Source organism: Glaesserella australis, assembly GCF_003260095.1.
Taxonomy (GTDB): Bacteria; Pseudomonadota; Gammaproteobacteria; order Enterobacterales; family Pasteurellaceae; genus Glaesserella; species Glaesserella australis.
This window is the reverse complement of the sequence record NZ_PTPX01000022.1, coordinates 15,918-29,631: the sequence shown is the minus strand read 5'-3', so window position 1 is coordinate 29,631 and position 13,714 is coordinate 15,918. Positions and strand designations below refer to the sequence as shown.

At 40.6% G+C, this 13,714-nt stretch carries 15 protein-coding genes; 8 read left to right on the top strand and 7 right to left on the bottom strand.

Annotated elements, in window-relative coordinates:
* Positions 1 to 9: 9 nt before the first annotated feature.
* From grxB to trmL, 3 genes are all read left to right on the top strand, one after another.
* Entirely contained in the window at positions 10 to 651 is a 642-nt protein-coding gene (gene grxB, locus C5N92_RS11075) for a glutaredoxin 2 (protein WP_111750900.1), read from the top strand.
* A gap of 130 nt (positions 652 to 781) precedes the next feature.
* Complete coding sequence (gene rlmKL / locus C5N92_RS11070) at positions 782 to 2,959, top strand: bifunctional 23S rRNA (guanine(2069)-N(7))-methyltransferase RlmK/23S rRNA (guanine(2445)-N(2))-methyltransferase RlmL (protein WP_111750899.1); 2,178 nt, start codon at positions 782 to 784, stop codon at positions 2,957 to 2,959.
* A gap of 51 nt (positions 2,960 to 3,010) precedes the next feature.
* Complete coding sequence (gene trmL, locus C5N92_RS11065; protein ID WP_111750898.1) at positions 3,011 to 3,490, top strand: tRNA (uridine(34)/cytosine(34)/5-carboxymethylaminomethyluridine(34)-2'-O)-methyltransferase TrmL; 480 nt, start codon at positions 3,011 to 3,013, stop codon at positions 3,488 to 3,490.
* Between the two features lie 36 nt (positions 3,491 to 3,526).
* Here the strand turns inward: trmL and C5N92_RS11060 are convergent, their stop codons facing one another.
* From C5N92_RS11060 to exbB, 3 genes are read right to left on the bottom strand one after another with little or no spacing between them, the layout of a single operon-like run.
* Positions 3,527 to 4,360: an energy transducer TonB family protein gene (locus C5N92_RS11060; protein ID WP_111750897.1), complete on the bottom strand. Its 834-nt coding sequence runs from the start codon at positions 4,358 to 4,360 to the stop codon at positions 3,527 to 3,529.
* Positions 4,361 to 4,367: 7 nt separating this feature from the next.
* Positions 4,368 to 4,754 carry a TonB system transport protein ExbD gene (gene exbD / locus C5N92_RS11055; protein WP_111750896.1) on the bottom strand — a complete coding sequence of 129 codons (387 nt, stop codon included), beginning with the start codon at positions 4,752 to 4,754 and terminating at the stop codon, positions 4,368 to 4,370.
* Between the two features lie 39 nt (positions 4,755 to 4,793).
* Positions 4,794 to 5,246: a TonB-system energizer ExbB gene (gene exbB, locus C5N92_RS11050; protein WP_111750895.1), complete on the bottom strand. Its 453-nt coding sequence runs from the start codon at positions 5,244 to 5,246 to the stop codon at positions 4,794 to 4,796.
* 173 nt (positions 5,247 to 5,419) lie between these two features.
* On the opposite strand from exbB, the gene glpE reads away from it, so the two are divergent.
* The 4 genes from glpE (at position 5,420) to fis (ending at position 8,308) form a co-directional block, all read left to right on the top strand.
* Positions 5,420 to 5,746: a thiosulfate sulfurtransferase GlpE gene (glpE, locus tag C5N92_RS11045; RefSeq protein WP_111750894.1), complete on the top strand. Its 327-nt coding sequence runs from the start codon at positions 5,420 to 5,422 to the stop codon at positions 5,744 to 5,746.
* Positions 5,747 to 5,761: 15 nt separating this feature from the next.
* The gene (gene sohB / locus C5N92_RS11040; protein ID WP_111750893.1) at positions 5,762 to 6,820 is read left to right on the top strand and encodes a protease SohB; all 1,059 of its coding nucleotides are present in this window, start codon (positions 5,762 to 5,764) and stop codon (positions 6,818 to 6,820) included.
* Between the two features lie 197 nt (positions 6,821 to 7,017).
* Positions 7,018 to 7,992 (top strand): tRNA dihydrouridine synthase DusB, encoded by a 975-nt coding sequence (gene dusB / locus C5N92_RS11035; RefSeq protein WP_111750892.1) that lies wholly within the window; start codon positions 7,018 to 7,020, stop codon positions 7,990 to 7,992.
* Between the two features lie 19 nt (positions 7,993 to 8,011).
* Positions 8,012 to 8,308 (top strand): DNA-binding transcriptional regulator Fis, encoded by a 297-nt coding sequence (fis, locus tag C5N92_RS11030; protein ID WP_111750891.1) that lies wholly within the window; start codon positions 8,012 to 8,014, stop codon positions 8,306 to 8,308.
* A gap of 65 nt (positions 8,309 to 8,373) precedes the next feature.
* Here fis and rlmC read toward each other — a convergent pair whose 3' ends face one another.
* From rlmC to mutH, 4 genes are all read right to left on the bottom strand, one after another.
* A complete protein-coding gene (rlmC, locus tag C5N92_RS11025) occupies positions 8,374 to 9,537 on the bottom strand; it encodes a 23S rRNA (uracil(747)-C(5))-methyltransferase RlmC (protein ID WP_111750890.1) in 1,164 nt (387 codons plus the stop codon).
* Positions 9,530 to 10,552, bottom strand: coding sequence for a beta-N-acetylhexosaminidase (gene nagZ, locus C5N92_RS11020; RefSeq protein ID WP_111750889.1), 1,023 nt, complete (start codon positions 10,550 to 10,552; stop codon positions 9,530 to 9,532). The genes rlmC and nagZ overlap by 8 nt, the downstream gene beginning before the upstream one ends.
* Positions 10,553 to 10,599: 47 nt before the next feature.
* Positions 10,600 to 11,340: a TerC family protein gene (locus tag C5N92_RS11015; protein WP_111750888.1), complete on the bottom strand. Its 741-nt coding sequence runs from the start codon at positions 11,338 to 11,340 to the stop codon at positions 10,600 to 10,602.
* An 86-nt stretch (positions 11,341 to 11,426) separates the two neighbouring features.
* Complete coding sequence (gene mutH / locus C5N92_RS11010; protein WP_111750887.1) at positions 11,427 to 12,107, bottom strand: DNA mismatch repair endonuclease MutH; 681 nt, start codon at positions 12,105 to 12,107, stop codon at positions 11,427 to 11,429.
* A gap of 581 nt (positions 12,108 to 12,688) precedes the next feature.
* Between mutH and C5N92_RS11005 the strand changes: the two genes are divergently transcribed.
* Complete coding sequence (locus C5N92_RS11005; RefSeq protein WP_111750886.1) at positions 12,689 to 13,660, top strand: hypothetical protein; 972 nt, start codon at positions 12,689 to 12,691, stop codon at positions 13,658 to 13,660.
* The last annotated feature ends 54 nt before the right edge of the window (positions 13,661 to 13,714 follow it).

Here is a 13,714-nt window from a genome sequence, read left to right as displayed (position 1 = left end):
GGAGAACCAATGAAACTCTATATTTTCGATCACTGCCCTTATTGTGTGCGTGCCAGAATGATTTTTGGCTTAAAGCAACTTGATGTGGAGCTGATAACGTTACTTAATGATGATGAAGCCACACCTGTTGGCTTGGTTGGTAAAAAAGTGGTGCCGATTTTGATTAAAGAAGATGGCACAGCAATGCCTGAAAGTTTGGACATCGTCAAATATATTGACGGACATTATGGTGAAAAGATGCTCTCTGATGACATTCGCCCTGAAATTGATGCTTGGATTAAAACCGTGAGTGGCTACTACAATCGCCTGTTACTGCCACGCTTTGTTCAGCTTGATTTAGGCGAATATCAAACTCAAAGTGCGATTGACTATTTCATTACAAAGAAAACGGAAAGTATCGGCGATTTCGCTGAAAATCTCGCACGTTCAGCGGAATATATTGCAAAATTAGAGCAAGATCTGACCGCTTTAGAGAGCCTGATTGTGTCGCCTGACGCTGTCAATGGCAAACTCTCTTTGGAAGATATTATCCTGTTCCCAATGCTACGCAATTTAACCTGTGTGAAAGGGTTGAATTTCCCTACGAAAGTGAAGGCGTATGTGGAGAAAATGGCGGAATTAAGCCGAGTAAATTTATACGAGCCAATCTAACTATACACAAATAAACACCACAAGCGGTGGGGTTATAATAAACATTTGCAAATTTATAATGAAATCTCACCGCTTATACCATTATTCCGCTATAATTCCCCCAATTTTTTTCTAGCTTACAAAAATAACAATGACCCAAACCACCTATTTCGCCACCGCAGCTCGTGGCTTTGAAGAGATGTTAAAAGCCGAACTTGAGCAAATTTGCCTCGCACAGTGCAAAATTGCTCAGGGTGGCGTACATTTCACGACCGATCTTAAAGGGGCGTATCAAGCCTTGTTACACAGTCGCTTGGCTTCTCGGATTTTACTGCCGTTAATTGAGACCAAAATTTTCAGCGACAGCGATTTGTATGCGTCAATTATAGGCTACGATTGGCTGAGTATTTTCGACCCACGAGATACCTTTTTTGTCGATTTTAACGGCACAAACCGTGAAATTCGCAACACGCAATTCGGGGCAATGCGAGTAAAAGACGGCATTGTCGATTACTTTGAGCGTAAAGGTTTTGCTCGTCCAACGGTCGATAAAATCCGCCCTGATATTCGTTTGCACGCCTATTTAAACCGTGAAGAGCTGGTGATTTCCCTTGATTTGAGCGGCGAAGCCTTGCATATGCGTGGCTACCGTGAAGAAACGGGTAAAGCCCCGTTGCGTGAGACCTTGGCGGCGGCGATTGTGTTGCGTTCAGGCTGGCAGAAAGGAACGCCGTTGGTCGATCCGATGTGTGGTTCGGGGACGCTGATGATTGAAGCTGCTCAAATGTACGCTAACATTGCGCCACAAATTAATCGTATTCACTGGGGATTTGATGCGTGGAAAGGGCATCAAGTTGAATTGTGGAAAGCCGTTTGGCAGGAAGCGAAAGAAGCGGAAGCTGTCCCCCCCACCGCCTTCGGCACCTCCCCCCGCAAGCAGGGGGAGGGGAATGATGTGTTGTTCTTCGGTTTTGACCTTGATCATCGTGTGTTGCAAAAAGCTAAACAGAATGCCAAAAATGCGGGGGTGGCAGAGTTGATCCAATGGCAGCAAGGCGATGTGTCGGCGTTGAAAAATCCGATCACGGAACAAGTCGGTACGGTGATTTGTAATCCCCCTTACGGCGAACGGCTTGGCACAACGCCTGCACTGATTGCGTTGTATTCGGTCTTTGGACAACGTTTGAAACAGCAGTTTGCCGGTTGGAATGCGTCCATTTTTAGCGGTGAGCCTGAGCTGCTCAACTGTTTGCGTTTGCGTTCGGCTCGTCAATTTAAGGCGAAGAACGGACCGCTTGAGTGTGTGCAGAAAAACTATTTGATTAGCGAAAATGCGGACAAGCGGTCAGATTTGGCTGAAAATTTGCAATTTAGCCAAAATGCCCAAGTTGCCCCTGATTTTGCAAACCGTTTAGCCAAAAATATCAAAAAGATCGAAAAATGGGCGAAACAGCAAGGGCTGGACGCTTATCGTTTATACGATGCGGATCTGCCTGAATATAATTTGGCGGTGGATAGATACGGCGATCATATTGTGGTGCAAGAGTATGCCGCTCCGAAAAACATTGATGAAAACAAGGCTCGCCAACGCTTGTTAGATGCGGTTTCAGCAACCCTTTATGTCACTGGCGTGGAAACGAATAAGCTGGTGTTGAAAGTGCGTCAGCGTCAAAAAGGCACGAACCAATACGAGAAGTTGGCAAACAAAGGTGATTATTTCTTCGTCAATGAATATGGGGCGAAATTGTGGGTCAATTTGACCGATTATCTCGACACGGGCTTGTTCCTTGACCACCGTCTCACTCGCAAAATGGTCGGCGAAATGGCGAAAGGCAAGACGTTCCTGAATTTGTTCGCTTACACAGGGTCGGCAACAGTTCACGCTGCGTTAAATGGGGCGAAATCGACTACCACTGTCGATATGTCAAACACCTATCTCAATTGGGCGGAGCAGAATTTAGAGCTTAACCAAATTTCCCTGCGAAATCACCGCTTGCACCAAGCGGACTGCTTGCAATGGCTTGCCGATTGCCGTGAGCGGTTTGAGCTGATTTTCGTTGATCCGCCGACTTTTTCCAATTCAAAACGAATGGAAAACAGCTGGGACGTGCAACGAGATCATATTACTTTGATGAAACAGCTCAAACGCATTTTAACCGCCAACGGCACTATCGTGTTCTCCAACAATAAACGGGGTTTTAAAATGGATTTTGACGGCTTGGCAGAGCTAGGGCTGACAGCGGAAAACATCTCGTACAAAACCTTACCCCTTGATTTTGAACGCAATCCGCATATCCACAACTGCTGGATTGTGAAACACGCTGAATAATGTTTGTAGGGTGGGTCTTGCCCCACTATTTAACCAACTTGATTAAAATATATGCTAGATATTGTGTTATATGAACCTGAAATCCCACAAAATAGTGGGAACATCATTCGTCTTTGTGCTAACTGTGGCTTTCGCTTACATATGATCGAACCGCTCGGATTTGCGTGGGACGACAAAAAATTACGCCGTTCAGGGCTGGATTATCACGAATTTGTTGATATTCAAAAATACAAAAATTTTGACGACTTTCTCGAACGAGCCAAACCAAAACGGCTGTTTGCCCTTACCACTAAAGGCGAACCGAACCACAGTGATGTGCAGTACGAACTGGGCGATTTTCTGATGTTCGGCCCTGAAAGTCGTGGCATTCCCAAAGTGATTTTAGATAGCTTACCAATGTCGCAAAAAATCCGCATTCCAATGTGCAAAGACAGTCGAAGTATGAATTTGTCTAACTCCGTTGCGGTGGTCGTGTACGAAGCGTGGCGGCAGTTTGGCTATCAAAATGCAGTGCCAAGACAGGCGATTTAAATAAGTAAGCCCTTAGTGAAAACTAAGGGCTTTTTGCTATTGGATAGAAAATTTGACAGGAACAGTCAAGGATGTCGGGAAACCAGCTGGTGGTGGCGAACTCATTTTCGTACTTTGTGCTGCTTTAACTGCAGCCGCATCTAAATTGCTATTCCCTGATGAGTTAATGACTTGAACGTTTGTTACTTGTCCTGTTGATGATAATTGGAAGGAAAGTGTCACTGTTCCTGTCTTTCTCATCATTTTTTCTCTTTGTGGGTAAGCGTTATTCGCGCGTTGTTGTAAGGTTCGCTGTAGCTGCGCTTTATAAGCATTAATTTCTCCACTACTTGCCGAGCCACTATTTACTGTACCGCTACCTTTCGGTGAGCCATTTGCAATACCTTGCTGGTTTTGCATACCTTGAGTCGCATTCGGAATTGCTTTCGCGACGATACCTTGTTTGACTTCAGGCCCTTTTTCTAAGGCTTTAACTGGCGGTTTTTCAACTTTTGGTTTCTCTTTAGGCTTTTCCTTTTGTTTCTCTTTTAATTTTTCTTTCGGTTTTTCTTTCTCTTTCGGTTTATCTTTTGGCTTCTCTTTCGGTTTTTCTTTTGGTTTTGGTGGTTCTATTTTAGGCTTTACTATAGGCTCAGGCTCAGGCTCAGGCTCAGGCATATCTTTTATTTCTTCTTTAACAATTTCTTCTGTGGTCACTGCCACTTGTTCTTGTTCTAAACGTGCAGCAAGCATTTCTATAGAGATGCTACTGACTTCTTCAGTAGGTGGAAGCGGTTTTGGCATCTGCATGACAGCAAAAATACCTGCAAAAACAGAACTGTGTATCGCCAGTGAACTGATTAATCCAATCCGAGAATGACGTTTTTTCATATACATCCTATTTCGTATTCTCTTTTTTCGTCACAATAGCGACATTCTTAATTTCATTTGCAGCAAGGAGATCGGTTAATTCTACAAACTTTTCAAAAGCAACAGATGCATCAACCTTTAATGTCACTTTTTGGCTTTTATCCCAAGTCGCAATTTCAGTATTCAGCATCTCTTTTGTAATAGGCTTGTCATTGTAGAAAAATTCATTATTTTCAGTGATGGTGAGTAATTTTGCTAATTCATCTGCTTTCATTGATTGTGTCGTAGATGCTTTAGGTACATTTACCTGAATTTTTCCTTGAGAAATAAATGATGCTGTAACTAACACGATAGCTAAAAGCACCAACATAATATCAATAAAAGGGATAATATTAATTTCGTCGAATTTTTTCATCGCAACCTCATTTGCAAATTTTAGGATTAAAGTGACCGCTTACACTTTCTCTTTACGTGCTTGCAGAGCTTGCCATTTCAATTTGTTTTCTTCTACTTTACGTCCAAAACCGTTGTAGAACATCATCGCAGGAATTGCAACTAAAATACCGACAGCTGTTGCTTTTAATGCGAGTGATAAATGAACCATAATAGATGCTGCATCAATATCGCCACCAGAATGTCCTAGTTCATAGAAGGTTAACAAAATACCGATAACAGTACCGAGTAGCCCAATGTACGGAGCATTAGAGCCGATTGTTGAGATCGTGGTGAGATTAGATGTGAGATCGATCTCAAGCTCTTGAATCGTTTCATATTGGTTTACATCAACCTTACGATAAAAAAGTATACGTTCAATAATTTTTGAAAATAGAATAATGCTCATTAAACCGAGTAATCCGAGAATGATGTAGTCAATATAACTTTGTAAAAATTGGAAAAGTTGTTCCATGGATTTGCCTTATATAGTTTTAGAAATAAAAAACAATTAAGTGTATTTGATAATAGTTCTTAATTATATAGAAAATTCGATTTTTTTCAATACTGCTGATTTAAGTGATAGCTTTACATTCAAGTATTTAATGACTATATTCATTCAATTCTTTAACAGAGGTAATAAATTAAATGGAAGAAACATTTATAGAGATCACTCCACAACAAGCGTGGGAAATGATGCAAAATGAAGGGGCTGTGTTAGTTGATATTCGAGATATGATGCGCTTCAGTTATAGTCGACCACAAGGCGCATTTCATTTGACGAATCAAAGTTATGGTAAGTTTTTAGATGAATATGATTTTGATGAACCTGTGATTGTGAGTTGTTATCACGGCGTAAGTAGTCGTAATACCGCTCAGTTTTTAGTTGAACAGGGATTTGAGCGAGTTTATAGTGTAAAAGGTGGCTTTGAAGGCTGGGTAAAAGCTGGGTTGCCTGTTGAAACAGCTTATTAGAAATAAGGAAAAGTTATGTGGAAAGAAGTACTACTTAATTATGGTATTTTTTTATTGGAATTACTTACCGTATTTGGCATTGTAGCAGTGGTGGTTATGTTGATTTTAGATGCTCGAAAACAGACAGAAAATGGGGCAATTACGATCACTAATTTGTCGGAGAAATATCAAGATCAGCAAAAAGAACTGAATATTTTCTTTTTAAGTGAAGAAGAGCAGAAACACCAAGAAAAACGAGAGAAAAAAACGCTAAAAGAGAAGGCTAAAGCGGAGAAAAAGCGCTTAAAAGAAGGTGGAGAACCAACCGATGAAGGTAAAAAATCACGTCTGTTCGTAGTAAATTTTCATGGTGATATCCAAGCTAGCAATGTCTCTAGTTTACGTAAAGAGATTGACGCAATTATCTCTCTCGCTAATCCTGAGCAAGATGAAGTTTTAGTTAAGCTAGAAAGTCCTGGTGGTGTTGTACATGGTTATGGTTTAGCCGCTTCTCAGCTTCAACGTTTAAAAGATCGAAAAATTCCATTAACTGTAGCGGTAGACAAGGTCGCTGCAAGTGGTGGTTATATGATGGCTTGTGTGGCGAATAAGATTGTCTCTGCACCTTTTGCGGTGATTGGCTCTATTGGCGTGGTTGCTCAAGTGCCTAATATTCATCGTTTGCTGAAAAAACACGATATTGATGTAGATGTAATGACAGCAGGTGAGTACAAACGTACGGTAACATTAGTTGGTGAGAATACAGAAAAAGGGAAAGAAAAATTCAAACAGGAGTTGGAAGAGACACATCAACTGTTCAAACAGTTTGTTGCTACTCATCGTCCTGGCCTTGATATAGATAAAGTATCAACAGGTGAGCACTGGTTTGGTCAGCAAGCAATTGAGCTTAATTTAGTGGATGAGCTATCTACCAGTGATGATTTGATTTTGAATGCGGTGAAAGAAAAAAATGTGATTGAAGTAAAATATCGCCAAAAGAAAAAGCTTTCTCAACGTGTTGGAGAACAAATTGAGACAAGTTTTGAGAATACGGTGGTAAAATTACTTCACAAGAATCGTTCGTCAATGCTATAAATTTTGACAAGTTGAGTAAATTTTGATTTTTGTCGAATAATTAGGCTTCCAAAATTGTGAAAAAATGCGTATGATACGCCCCCTTACTGAGAGAGCCTACTCTTTTAGTATAGGATAAAAGTACGGTTTATACCGTACTTTTTGTTTGGGATTCACTCTTGTTAAATTTGCTCTAAATATAATCAAAGGATAAATCGATGCGGATAGGTCAATATGAAATTAAAAATCGTATTTTCCTTGCACCGATGGCTGGTATTACAGATCAGCCTTTTCGACGATTATGTAGTCAGTTAGGTGCGGGTTTAACTTTTTCGGAGATGATGTCCACAAATCCTGATGTATGGCATACCGAAAAATCACGTTTACGCTTAGCGCATCATGATGATATTGGTATAAATGCTGTGCAAATTGCGGGATCTGATCCCACAGAAATGGCAATTGCAGCAAAGATAAATGTAGAGTATGGGGCAGATATTATTGATATTAATATGGGTTGCCCAGCTAAAAAAGTAAACAAAAAAATGGCAGGCTCTGCACTTTTGCGTGAACCTGATTTAGTTGCTCGCATTTTAGATGCTGTTGTGAATGCTGTAGATGTGCCTGTGACTTTAAAAATTAGAACGGGTTGGGATCCTGAGAATCGAAATTGCCTAGAAATTGCCCAAATTGCCGAACAGGCAGGCATTTCAGCGTTAACAATACATGGTCGTACTCGAAGTTGCTTATTTGATGGTGATGCCGAATATGACAGTATTAAAGCAGTAAAAGAGGTTGTTTCGATTCCTATTATTGCCAATGGTGATATAGTCTCTGCTGAAAAAGCAAAACAAGTTCTTGATTACACACAAGCAGATGCTGTGATGATTGGTCGAGGCAGTTTGGGGCGCCCATGGCTATTTTCGGAAATCGGAAAGTTTTTCGAGAAAGGAGAGCTCGTTTCGACATTATCATTAAATCAAAAATGCCAATTTATGTTAGAACATATTGAAAACCTTCATCATTTTTATGGTGAAGAAAAGGGTTATCGTATTGCTCGTAAACATGTTGGCTGGTATGTCGAACAATTAAAGCCAAATTCAAATTTTAGACGCACTTTTAATGCCTTTGATTCAACGAAAGAGCAATTAAATGCATTAGAAGATTTTGTAAAATTGATTCATTTAGAATCCTAATAAGTTGGATAAAAATACAATGTTAGAACAACAAGCTACACAAAACCCATTAACAGTATCAATGTTGAATGCACAATCTCAACAAGTGACGAAGCCACTTCGTGACAACGTGAAACAAGCAGTAAGAAATTACTTACATCAATTAGGTGGCGAAGATCCAACAGAATTATATGAGTTGGTTCTTTCAGAAATTGAGCATCCAATGTTAGATATGGTAATGCAATATACTCGCGGTAATCAAACACGTGCAGCAACAATGCTTGGTATTAACCGCGGTACATTACGTAAAAAATTAAAAAAATACGGTATGGGCTAATCCATAGTGATATAGATATTTAAAAGAAACCCTATGAGCGTGGCTTATAGGGTTTTTTCTTTATATTACTTCTTAGATAAAAAAGTCAGCGTTTCGTAATGTGTTGTATGTGGAAACATATCGAAAAGTTGGACTTTCACTAATTGATAATTCGTCAAACTAGCAAAATCTTTTGCCATTGTTTCAGCGTTACAGCTGGAATAAATCAGATAGGACGAACCTAGCTGGTTGATAAAGTCGGCTAAAGGTTTGCCAATGCCTCGTCTTGGTGGATTGACGATCACGAAATCAGGCGTTTGCCCTTGTTCATTTAGGGCAAATTGAGCAGAGTCAAGGGAAGCAAATTTAACATTAGTTAAGCCGAGATGCTGGGCTGATTTAGTCGCACTGGCAATAGCAGATGCGGAAATTTCGATACCTGTCAGAGCCACATTTGGACGCTGAGATCTTAAGGCTGTTGCACAATGCAAACCAAATCCGCCCACACCACAGAACAGATCCCAAAGGTGATCAATCGGTAGATCCGCAATCCATTGTTGTGCCGTTTGGTACAATTTGCTTGCCACAAGCGGATTGGTTTGGAAAAAACCTTGCGGGCGGATAAACAGCGGAATGCCGTTGAAATGCTCTTCCAACACCTGCTGTTCCGTTAAAAAGATCTCTTGTTCTCCCTCTAAAATGGCGGAATGTTGGGGCTGAATGTTGAGACTGACCACCGATTTTTCAGGCAGTTGAGCCAGTAACGCTGGCAATTCACGTTCTACAAGCGGTCGTTTCGCTTCACTTTTTAGCACAAAGCGGATCATCAGCGATTGGTTGTATTGGCTTTGGGTAATCAGAATGTATTTCAGCTCACCCCGTTTTTTCGCCACGTTGTAAGGTACAAGCCCAGCTCGTCCGATAAAGGTTTTGAGTATTGGGAACAGTGCCGAAAAAGTGTTGGGATAGAGTGGACAGTCGCTCAAATCCGTGCCTGTGCCGTCATCGTTTAAAATGCCTAAAATCGGACGCTCAACGCTTCCCGTTACTACCATTTTGGCTTTATTGCGAAACTGTGCCAAAGGCGATGTTACCGCTGGCAGAAATTCTGTCGTTTGCAAAAAATAGGGCGAAACTAACCGCTTGAGATCTTCTGTTTTTTCCACAAGCTGTTCAGCGTAGCTTTTATTTAGCCATTGGCAAGATGTGCAACGTTGTTGCTCAAAATGGTGGCAAGTGAGTTTAGGCATTTTGAGCTTTCCATTCCAACCATTGATCTTGTAGGCTAGCAAGCTGTTGGTGAGCCTGTTGCCAACGTGGGCTGGCTTCCAGTTCTGACCAACTGATCGTACGGCGTTTCATCAGGCTCAAATGGCGTTCTTTTTGAGCTTGTGTCGGCTGATATTTGAGATTATCTAACACTTGCACTACGCCGTTAGGTTCATTGCAAAGGAGCAACAAATCACAACCTGCTTGCAACGCTTTTTCGCTACGTTCCACATAGTTGCCCATAAAACCTGCGCCTTTCATGCCTAAATCGTCCGAAAAAATCACGCCGTTAAATTGCAACTGTTGGCGTAAAATGGTTTTCAGCCAGTAGCTTGAACCGCTGGCAGGTTGGCTGTCACATTGAGTGTAGATAACGTGAGCAGGCATAATCGCAGACAATTTTCCTTTGGCAATCAACTGCTTAAACGGCTGAATATCGTGGTTGAAAATTTGCTCTTTGGGGCGATCATCAAAAGGCGTTTCAAGGTGAGAGTCGGCGATCACTTGCCCGTGACCAGGAAAATGCTTGCCTGTAGTTGCCATTCCGACTTCTTTCATTCCGTCAATAAAGGCTTCTGCGACTGGCAACATGGTTTCTACTTTCTCACCAAATGAACGGTCGCCAATCGCTTTGCTACAATGCCCTAAATCCAACACGGGAGCAAAACTTAAATCAATATCCAACGCAAACATTTCCGCAGCCATTAGCCAACCAGCTTCTTTCGCCAGTGACAAGCGGTCTAATTGCAAAAAAGATTGCATTGCAGGCAGTTTGGTAAAACCGTCTCGGAAACGTTGCACACGACCGCCCTCTTGGTCGACCGTAATAAGCAACGGCTTTTTCACTCGTTGGCGAATGGATTTTATCAAGGCGTGCAGTTGGGATTTGTCGTGAAAATTACGGCTAAACAAAATTAGCCCTGAAACCAACGGGTGTTCAAGCAATTCTTGCTCTTCTTGAGTCAGTTCGTTGCCGGCGAGATCGATAAGTAACATAAGTATCCTTAAATTAAAAAGCCCTCAATGTGAGGGCTTATTTTACATTATTCTTGCGATTTAATTTGATGTTTTGCTTGGTTTTTCCGCATTTTAATGTTGATAAATTCAACAATGACGGAGAAGCCCATTGCGGTATAAATCGCTGATTTTGGAATATGAATGTTGAAACCTTCGCCCATTAATGCAATACCGATAAGAATTAAGAAGGCAAGCGCTAAGTTCTTAATGGTTGGGTTATGATCCACGAAATCGCCGATTGGTTTTGCAGCAAACATCATCACACCAACTGCGATCATAATTGCAATCACCATCACAGGAATATCATCAGCCATACCCACCGCTGTAATTACTGAGTCGAGAGAGAAGACAATATCTAATACGGCAATTTGAATTAAGATCATGAAATAGTTAGCTTTTTTACCTGATGAGCTTTCTGTATCGTGTGGTTCACCTTTTACTGCTTCGATTAATTCCATTGAGCTTTTCACTACAAGGAACAAGCCCCCGAAGAAAAGAATTAAATCACGCCCTGAAATTGGTTTATCCATAATTGAAAAGAGTGGATCGACCAAACGCATCATCCATGCTAAAGAAAGCAAGAGAAGAATACGTGTTCCCATAGCGAGAGCTAAACCGATTAAACGAGCCGATTGACGCTGTTTTTCAGGTAAGCGAGAAACTAAAATACTAATGAAGATAATGTTATCAATACCTAGCACGATTTCTAATGCTGCTAAGGTAAAGAGAGCAACCCACGCTTCGGGGCTAGCAATCCACTCAAACATAGACATATTCCTTGATAAATAAGACGAAAAAATGACAAAATTTGCCGAATTAAAAGTTGCACATCATATAGAGAGCAATGAAAAAATTAAAGGGGAGAATGTAAAAAATTTTGTAAAATCTCGGCAGTAAATTGTTTACGTAAGTAAAATCCAAGGGGAAGAGACTGAATTTTTTCTCCATATTGATTAATTGCTCCTGCCAACGAGCGATTATTTCGCCCTTTAGGGCGCAGATGAAGTGCTTCGCCTAAACTGGCATTAATTTCATTTAACCGCCCGAGTACAATCAATTCCATTAATTCTTCCCAGTCTTGTTGTAGTTGCTGCTCTTGTTTAATAGAGGGTGACCATAAAATTGGTTGTCCAATATGTCTTTTTTCAAGTGGAATTGAGCGCTTACCTTCAACAGGAATCCAAAGCACCCGTTGCAATTTATGCTTAACATGGGATGTTTGCCACACAATGCCGTGATTATCGGTTAAAGGGGCGAGACTGACAAACGTGGTTTCCAACGGTAAGCCTTGTTCACTAACGGGAATGGTTTTTAGCTCAATCCCCAAGTGAGCGAAATCCTGCTCCGCTTTGCTACCTGCTTTTGCCCCCAACGCCGTTTCAATCAACATTCCAACCCAGCCTTTATCTCGGCGTAAATCGGGCGGAACAGAGATATGGAGCTGTTCAGCGATTTCCCCAAGAGTAAAGCCTGCTAGCCACTGTGCTTTGGCGAGCAGTTCTTTTTCAGTAAATGAGTGAGTAGCAAGTTGCATAGTGTGTCTAACTAAAATTTATCAAGCGGTTACTTTAACATAAAAATTTACAAATATTGAAATGATCACAATACTTAGGTGCATTCGGAATACCGTATTTTTGCTTGATAGCATGAAAAGTAGTCCTAGTTTTAGATAGCTTAGTATAACTCTTTGAAATTGTTAATCCCTAAGATCCACTTAAAGATAAAAAGGAAATCACTCAATATGGGAAAGTGGTCAGACCAAAAAAGCCAGGAATTGATTGACGAACATCCAGAACTTTATTACGCTTGGGCAGGTAGGGCTGGTTTTCTCAAGATTGGTGAAGAATTGAACATTTTTTGCCAAAGGAAAACGCTCACAAAATAGGCGAGAAAAGGACGAAACTATTTTAGCTGCTGTTCATCGTAATGCTATGAAGGCTGTTTATTATAGTTTCGTTTTATTTTCATAAAGCCATTTATTATCTGCGACACAAGGCACGGTGACAATTTTTAATTTTGAACCGAATAGTCCAATTAAATTAGAAGCCTATAATTTAGGTGATGTGTCACCTGATTTAGATGTTGCGGGCTAACTAACTTTTATAAGGAGACAAAATGAACAAAGTAAAAAAATTGAGCTTAACGCTACTGTCAAGTTTAGTTTTAGTTGCATGTGGTGGTGGATCGAAGGGGACTCATCATCAGACAAGTACGAAAACTGAAGTAAAGACAGAAACTAAAAAGTCTGAAACGCTTCAACCACAAGCGGGTAATAATCGCTCAATTAAAACACAACCTACCGAAGTGTATAAAAAATCTGAAGCAGAACAAGCTAAATCAGAGAAAAAGCTAACAGAAGATAAACAAGCTAAGCATCTTTTATCAAATCCGGATAAAACGGCAGAGCCTGTTTCTCAAAAACTAAGTGACAGCGAAATTTTTGGTCGTTTCTCGAAAAATGGCGGACATTATGATGCAAATGCTTGGATGAGTATTAACCTTGATGGAACGGAATTAAAACTTGCAGGGCTTAGCGACGCTCATTTAAATGCTCAACAGATACACACTCTGAGAGATTCTGATGGGCAGTTAGTGGGATATTATGGTTATGCTGCATTAAGCAAAACAAAACCAAGCCAATATCACCCTGAAGAGAATGTTGCTGAATATAAATATATGGCATTGCGAGAAGCGAGAGAAGAAGCCAGAAGTGTTCCAAATGTAGACATGACTTACCGTGGTAAAATGTACTATGCTCTTGATTCAGCACCGCAACAAGCTCTTGAAGCAGATGTTTCAGCGAATTATAGAAATGCAAGTAAATCTATTTCGATTGAGATTGCAGGGCAATCAGATCGTTCAGGTTGGCATTTAACCACAAATACACCACAGTCAGTTGGTGAAAACGGTTCAATTTTTACTCAGTTATATACTAGAGAGAATGGAAAACTTGTTAAAGCAGGGCAATTTGATGGTGGTTTGTATGGAAAAAATGGTGAGATTCTTTTAGGTGAAGCAAAACATGAAGATTCAACCAAGCAAGAAAATAATTGGAAGGGGGCGGTTGGTGCGACTGCAACCAAATAAAAATAATTTTCTTATACATATAAGTTAATATGAAACAAAAATGCCTTTGCTTAT

Bases quoted from the DNA above. Each gene is read 5' to 3' on its own strand.
- C5N92_RS11005 (WP_111750886.1), top strand. From the start codon at position 12,689: ATGAACAAAGTAAAAAAATTGAGCTTAACGCTACTGTCAAGTTTAGTT.
- nagZ (WP_111750889.1), bottom strand. From the start codon at position 10,552: ATGTTACTTATCGATCTCGCCGGCAACGAACTGACTCAAGAAGAGCAA.
- fis (WP_111750891.1), top strand. From the start codon at position 8,012: ATGTTAGAACAACAAGCTACACAAAACCCATTAACAGTATCAATGTTG.
- grxB (WP_111750900.1), top strand. From the start codon at position 10: ATGAAACTCTATATTTTCGATCACTGCCCTTATTGTGTGCGTGCCAGA.
- exbD (WP_111750896.1), bottom strand. From the start codon at position 4,754: ATGAAAAAATTCGACGAAATTAATATTATCCCTTTTATTGATATTATG.
- dusB (WP_111750892.1), top strand. From the start codon at position 7,018: ATGCGGATAGGTCAATATGAAATTAAAAATCGTATTTTCCTTGCACCG.
- C5N92_RS11060 (WP_111750897.1), bottom strand. From the start codon at position 4,360: ATGAAAAAACGTCATTCTCGGATTGGATTAATCAGTTCACTGGCGATA.
- rlmC (WP_111750890.1), bottom strand. From the start codon at position 9,537: ATGCCTAAACTCACTTGCCACCATTTTGAGCAACAACGTTGCACATCT.
- exbB (WP_111750895.1), bottom strand. From the start codon at position 5,246: ATGGAACAACTTTTCCAATTTTTACAAAGTTATATTGACTACATCATT.
- rlmKL (WP_111750899.1), top strand. From the start codon at position 782: ATGACCCAAACCACCTATTTCGCCACCGCAGCTCGTGGCTTTGAAGAG.
- trmL (WP_111750898.1), top strand. From the start codon at position 3,011: ATGCTAGATATTGTGTTATATGAACCTGAAATCCCACAAAATAGTGGG.
- C5N92_RS11015 (WP_111750888.1), bottom strand. From the start codon at position 11,340: ATGTTTGAGTGGATTGCTAGCCCCGAAGCGTGGGTTGCTCTCTTTACC.
- mutH (WP_111750887.1), bottom strand. From the start codon at position 12,107: ATGCAACTTGCTACTCACTCATTTACTGAAAAAGAACTGCTCGCCAAA.
- glpE (WP_111750894.1), top strand. From the start codon at position 5,420: ATGGAAGAAACATTTATAGAGATCACTCCACAACAAGCGTGGGAAATG.
- sohB (WP_111750893.1), top strand. From the start codon at position 5,762: ATGTGGAAAGAAGTACTACTTAATTATGGTATTTTTTTATTGGAATTA.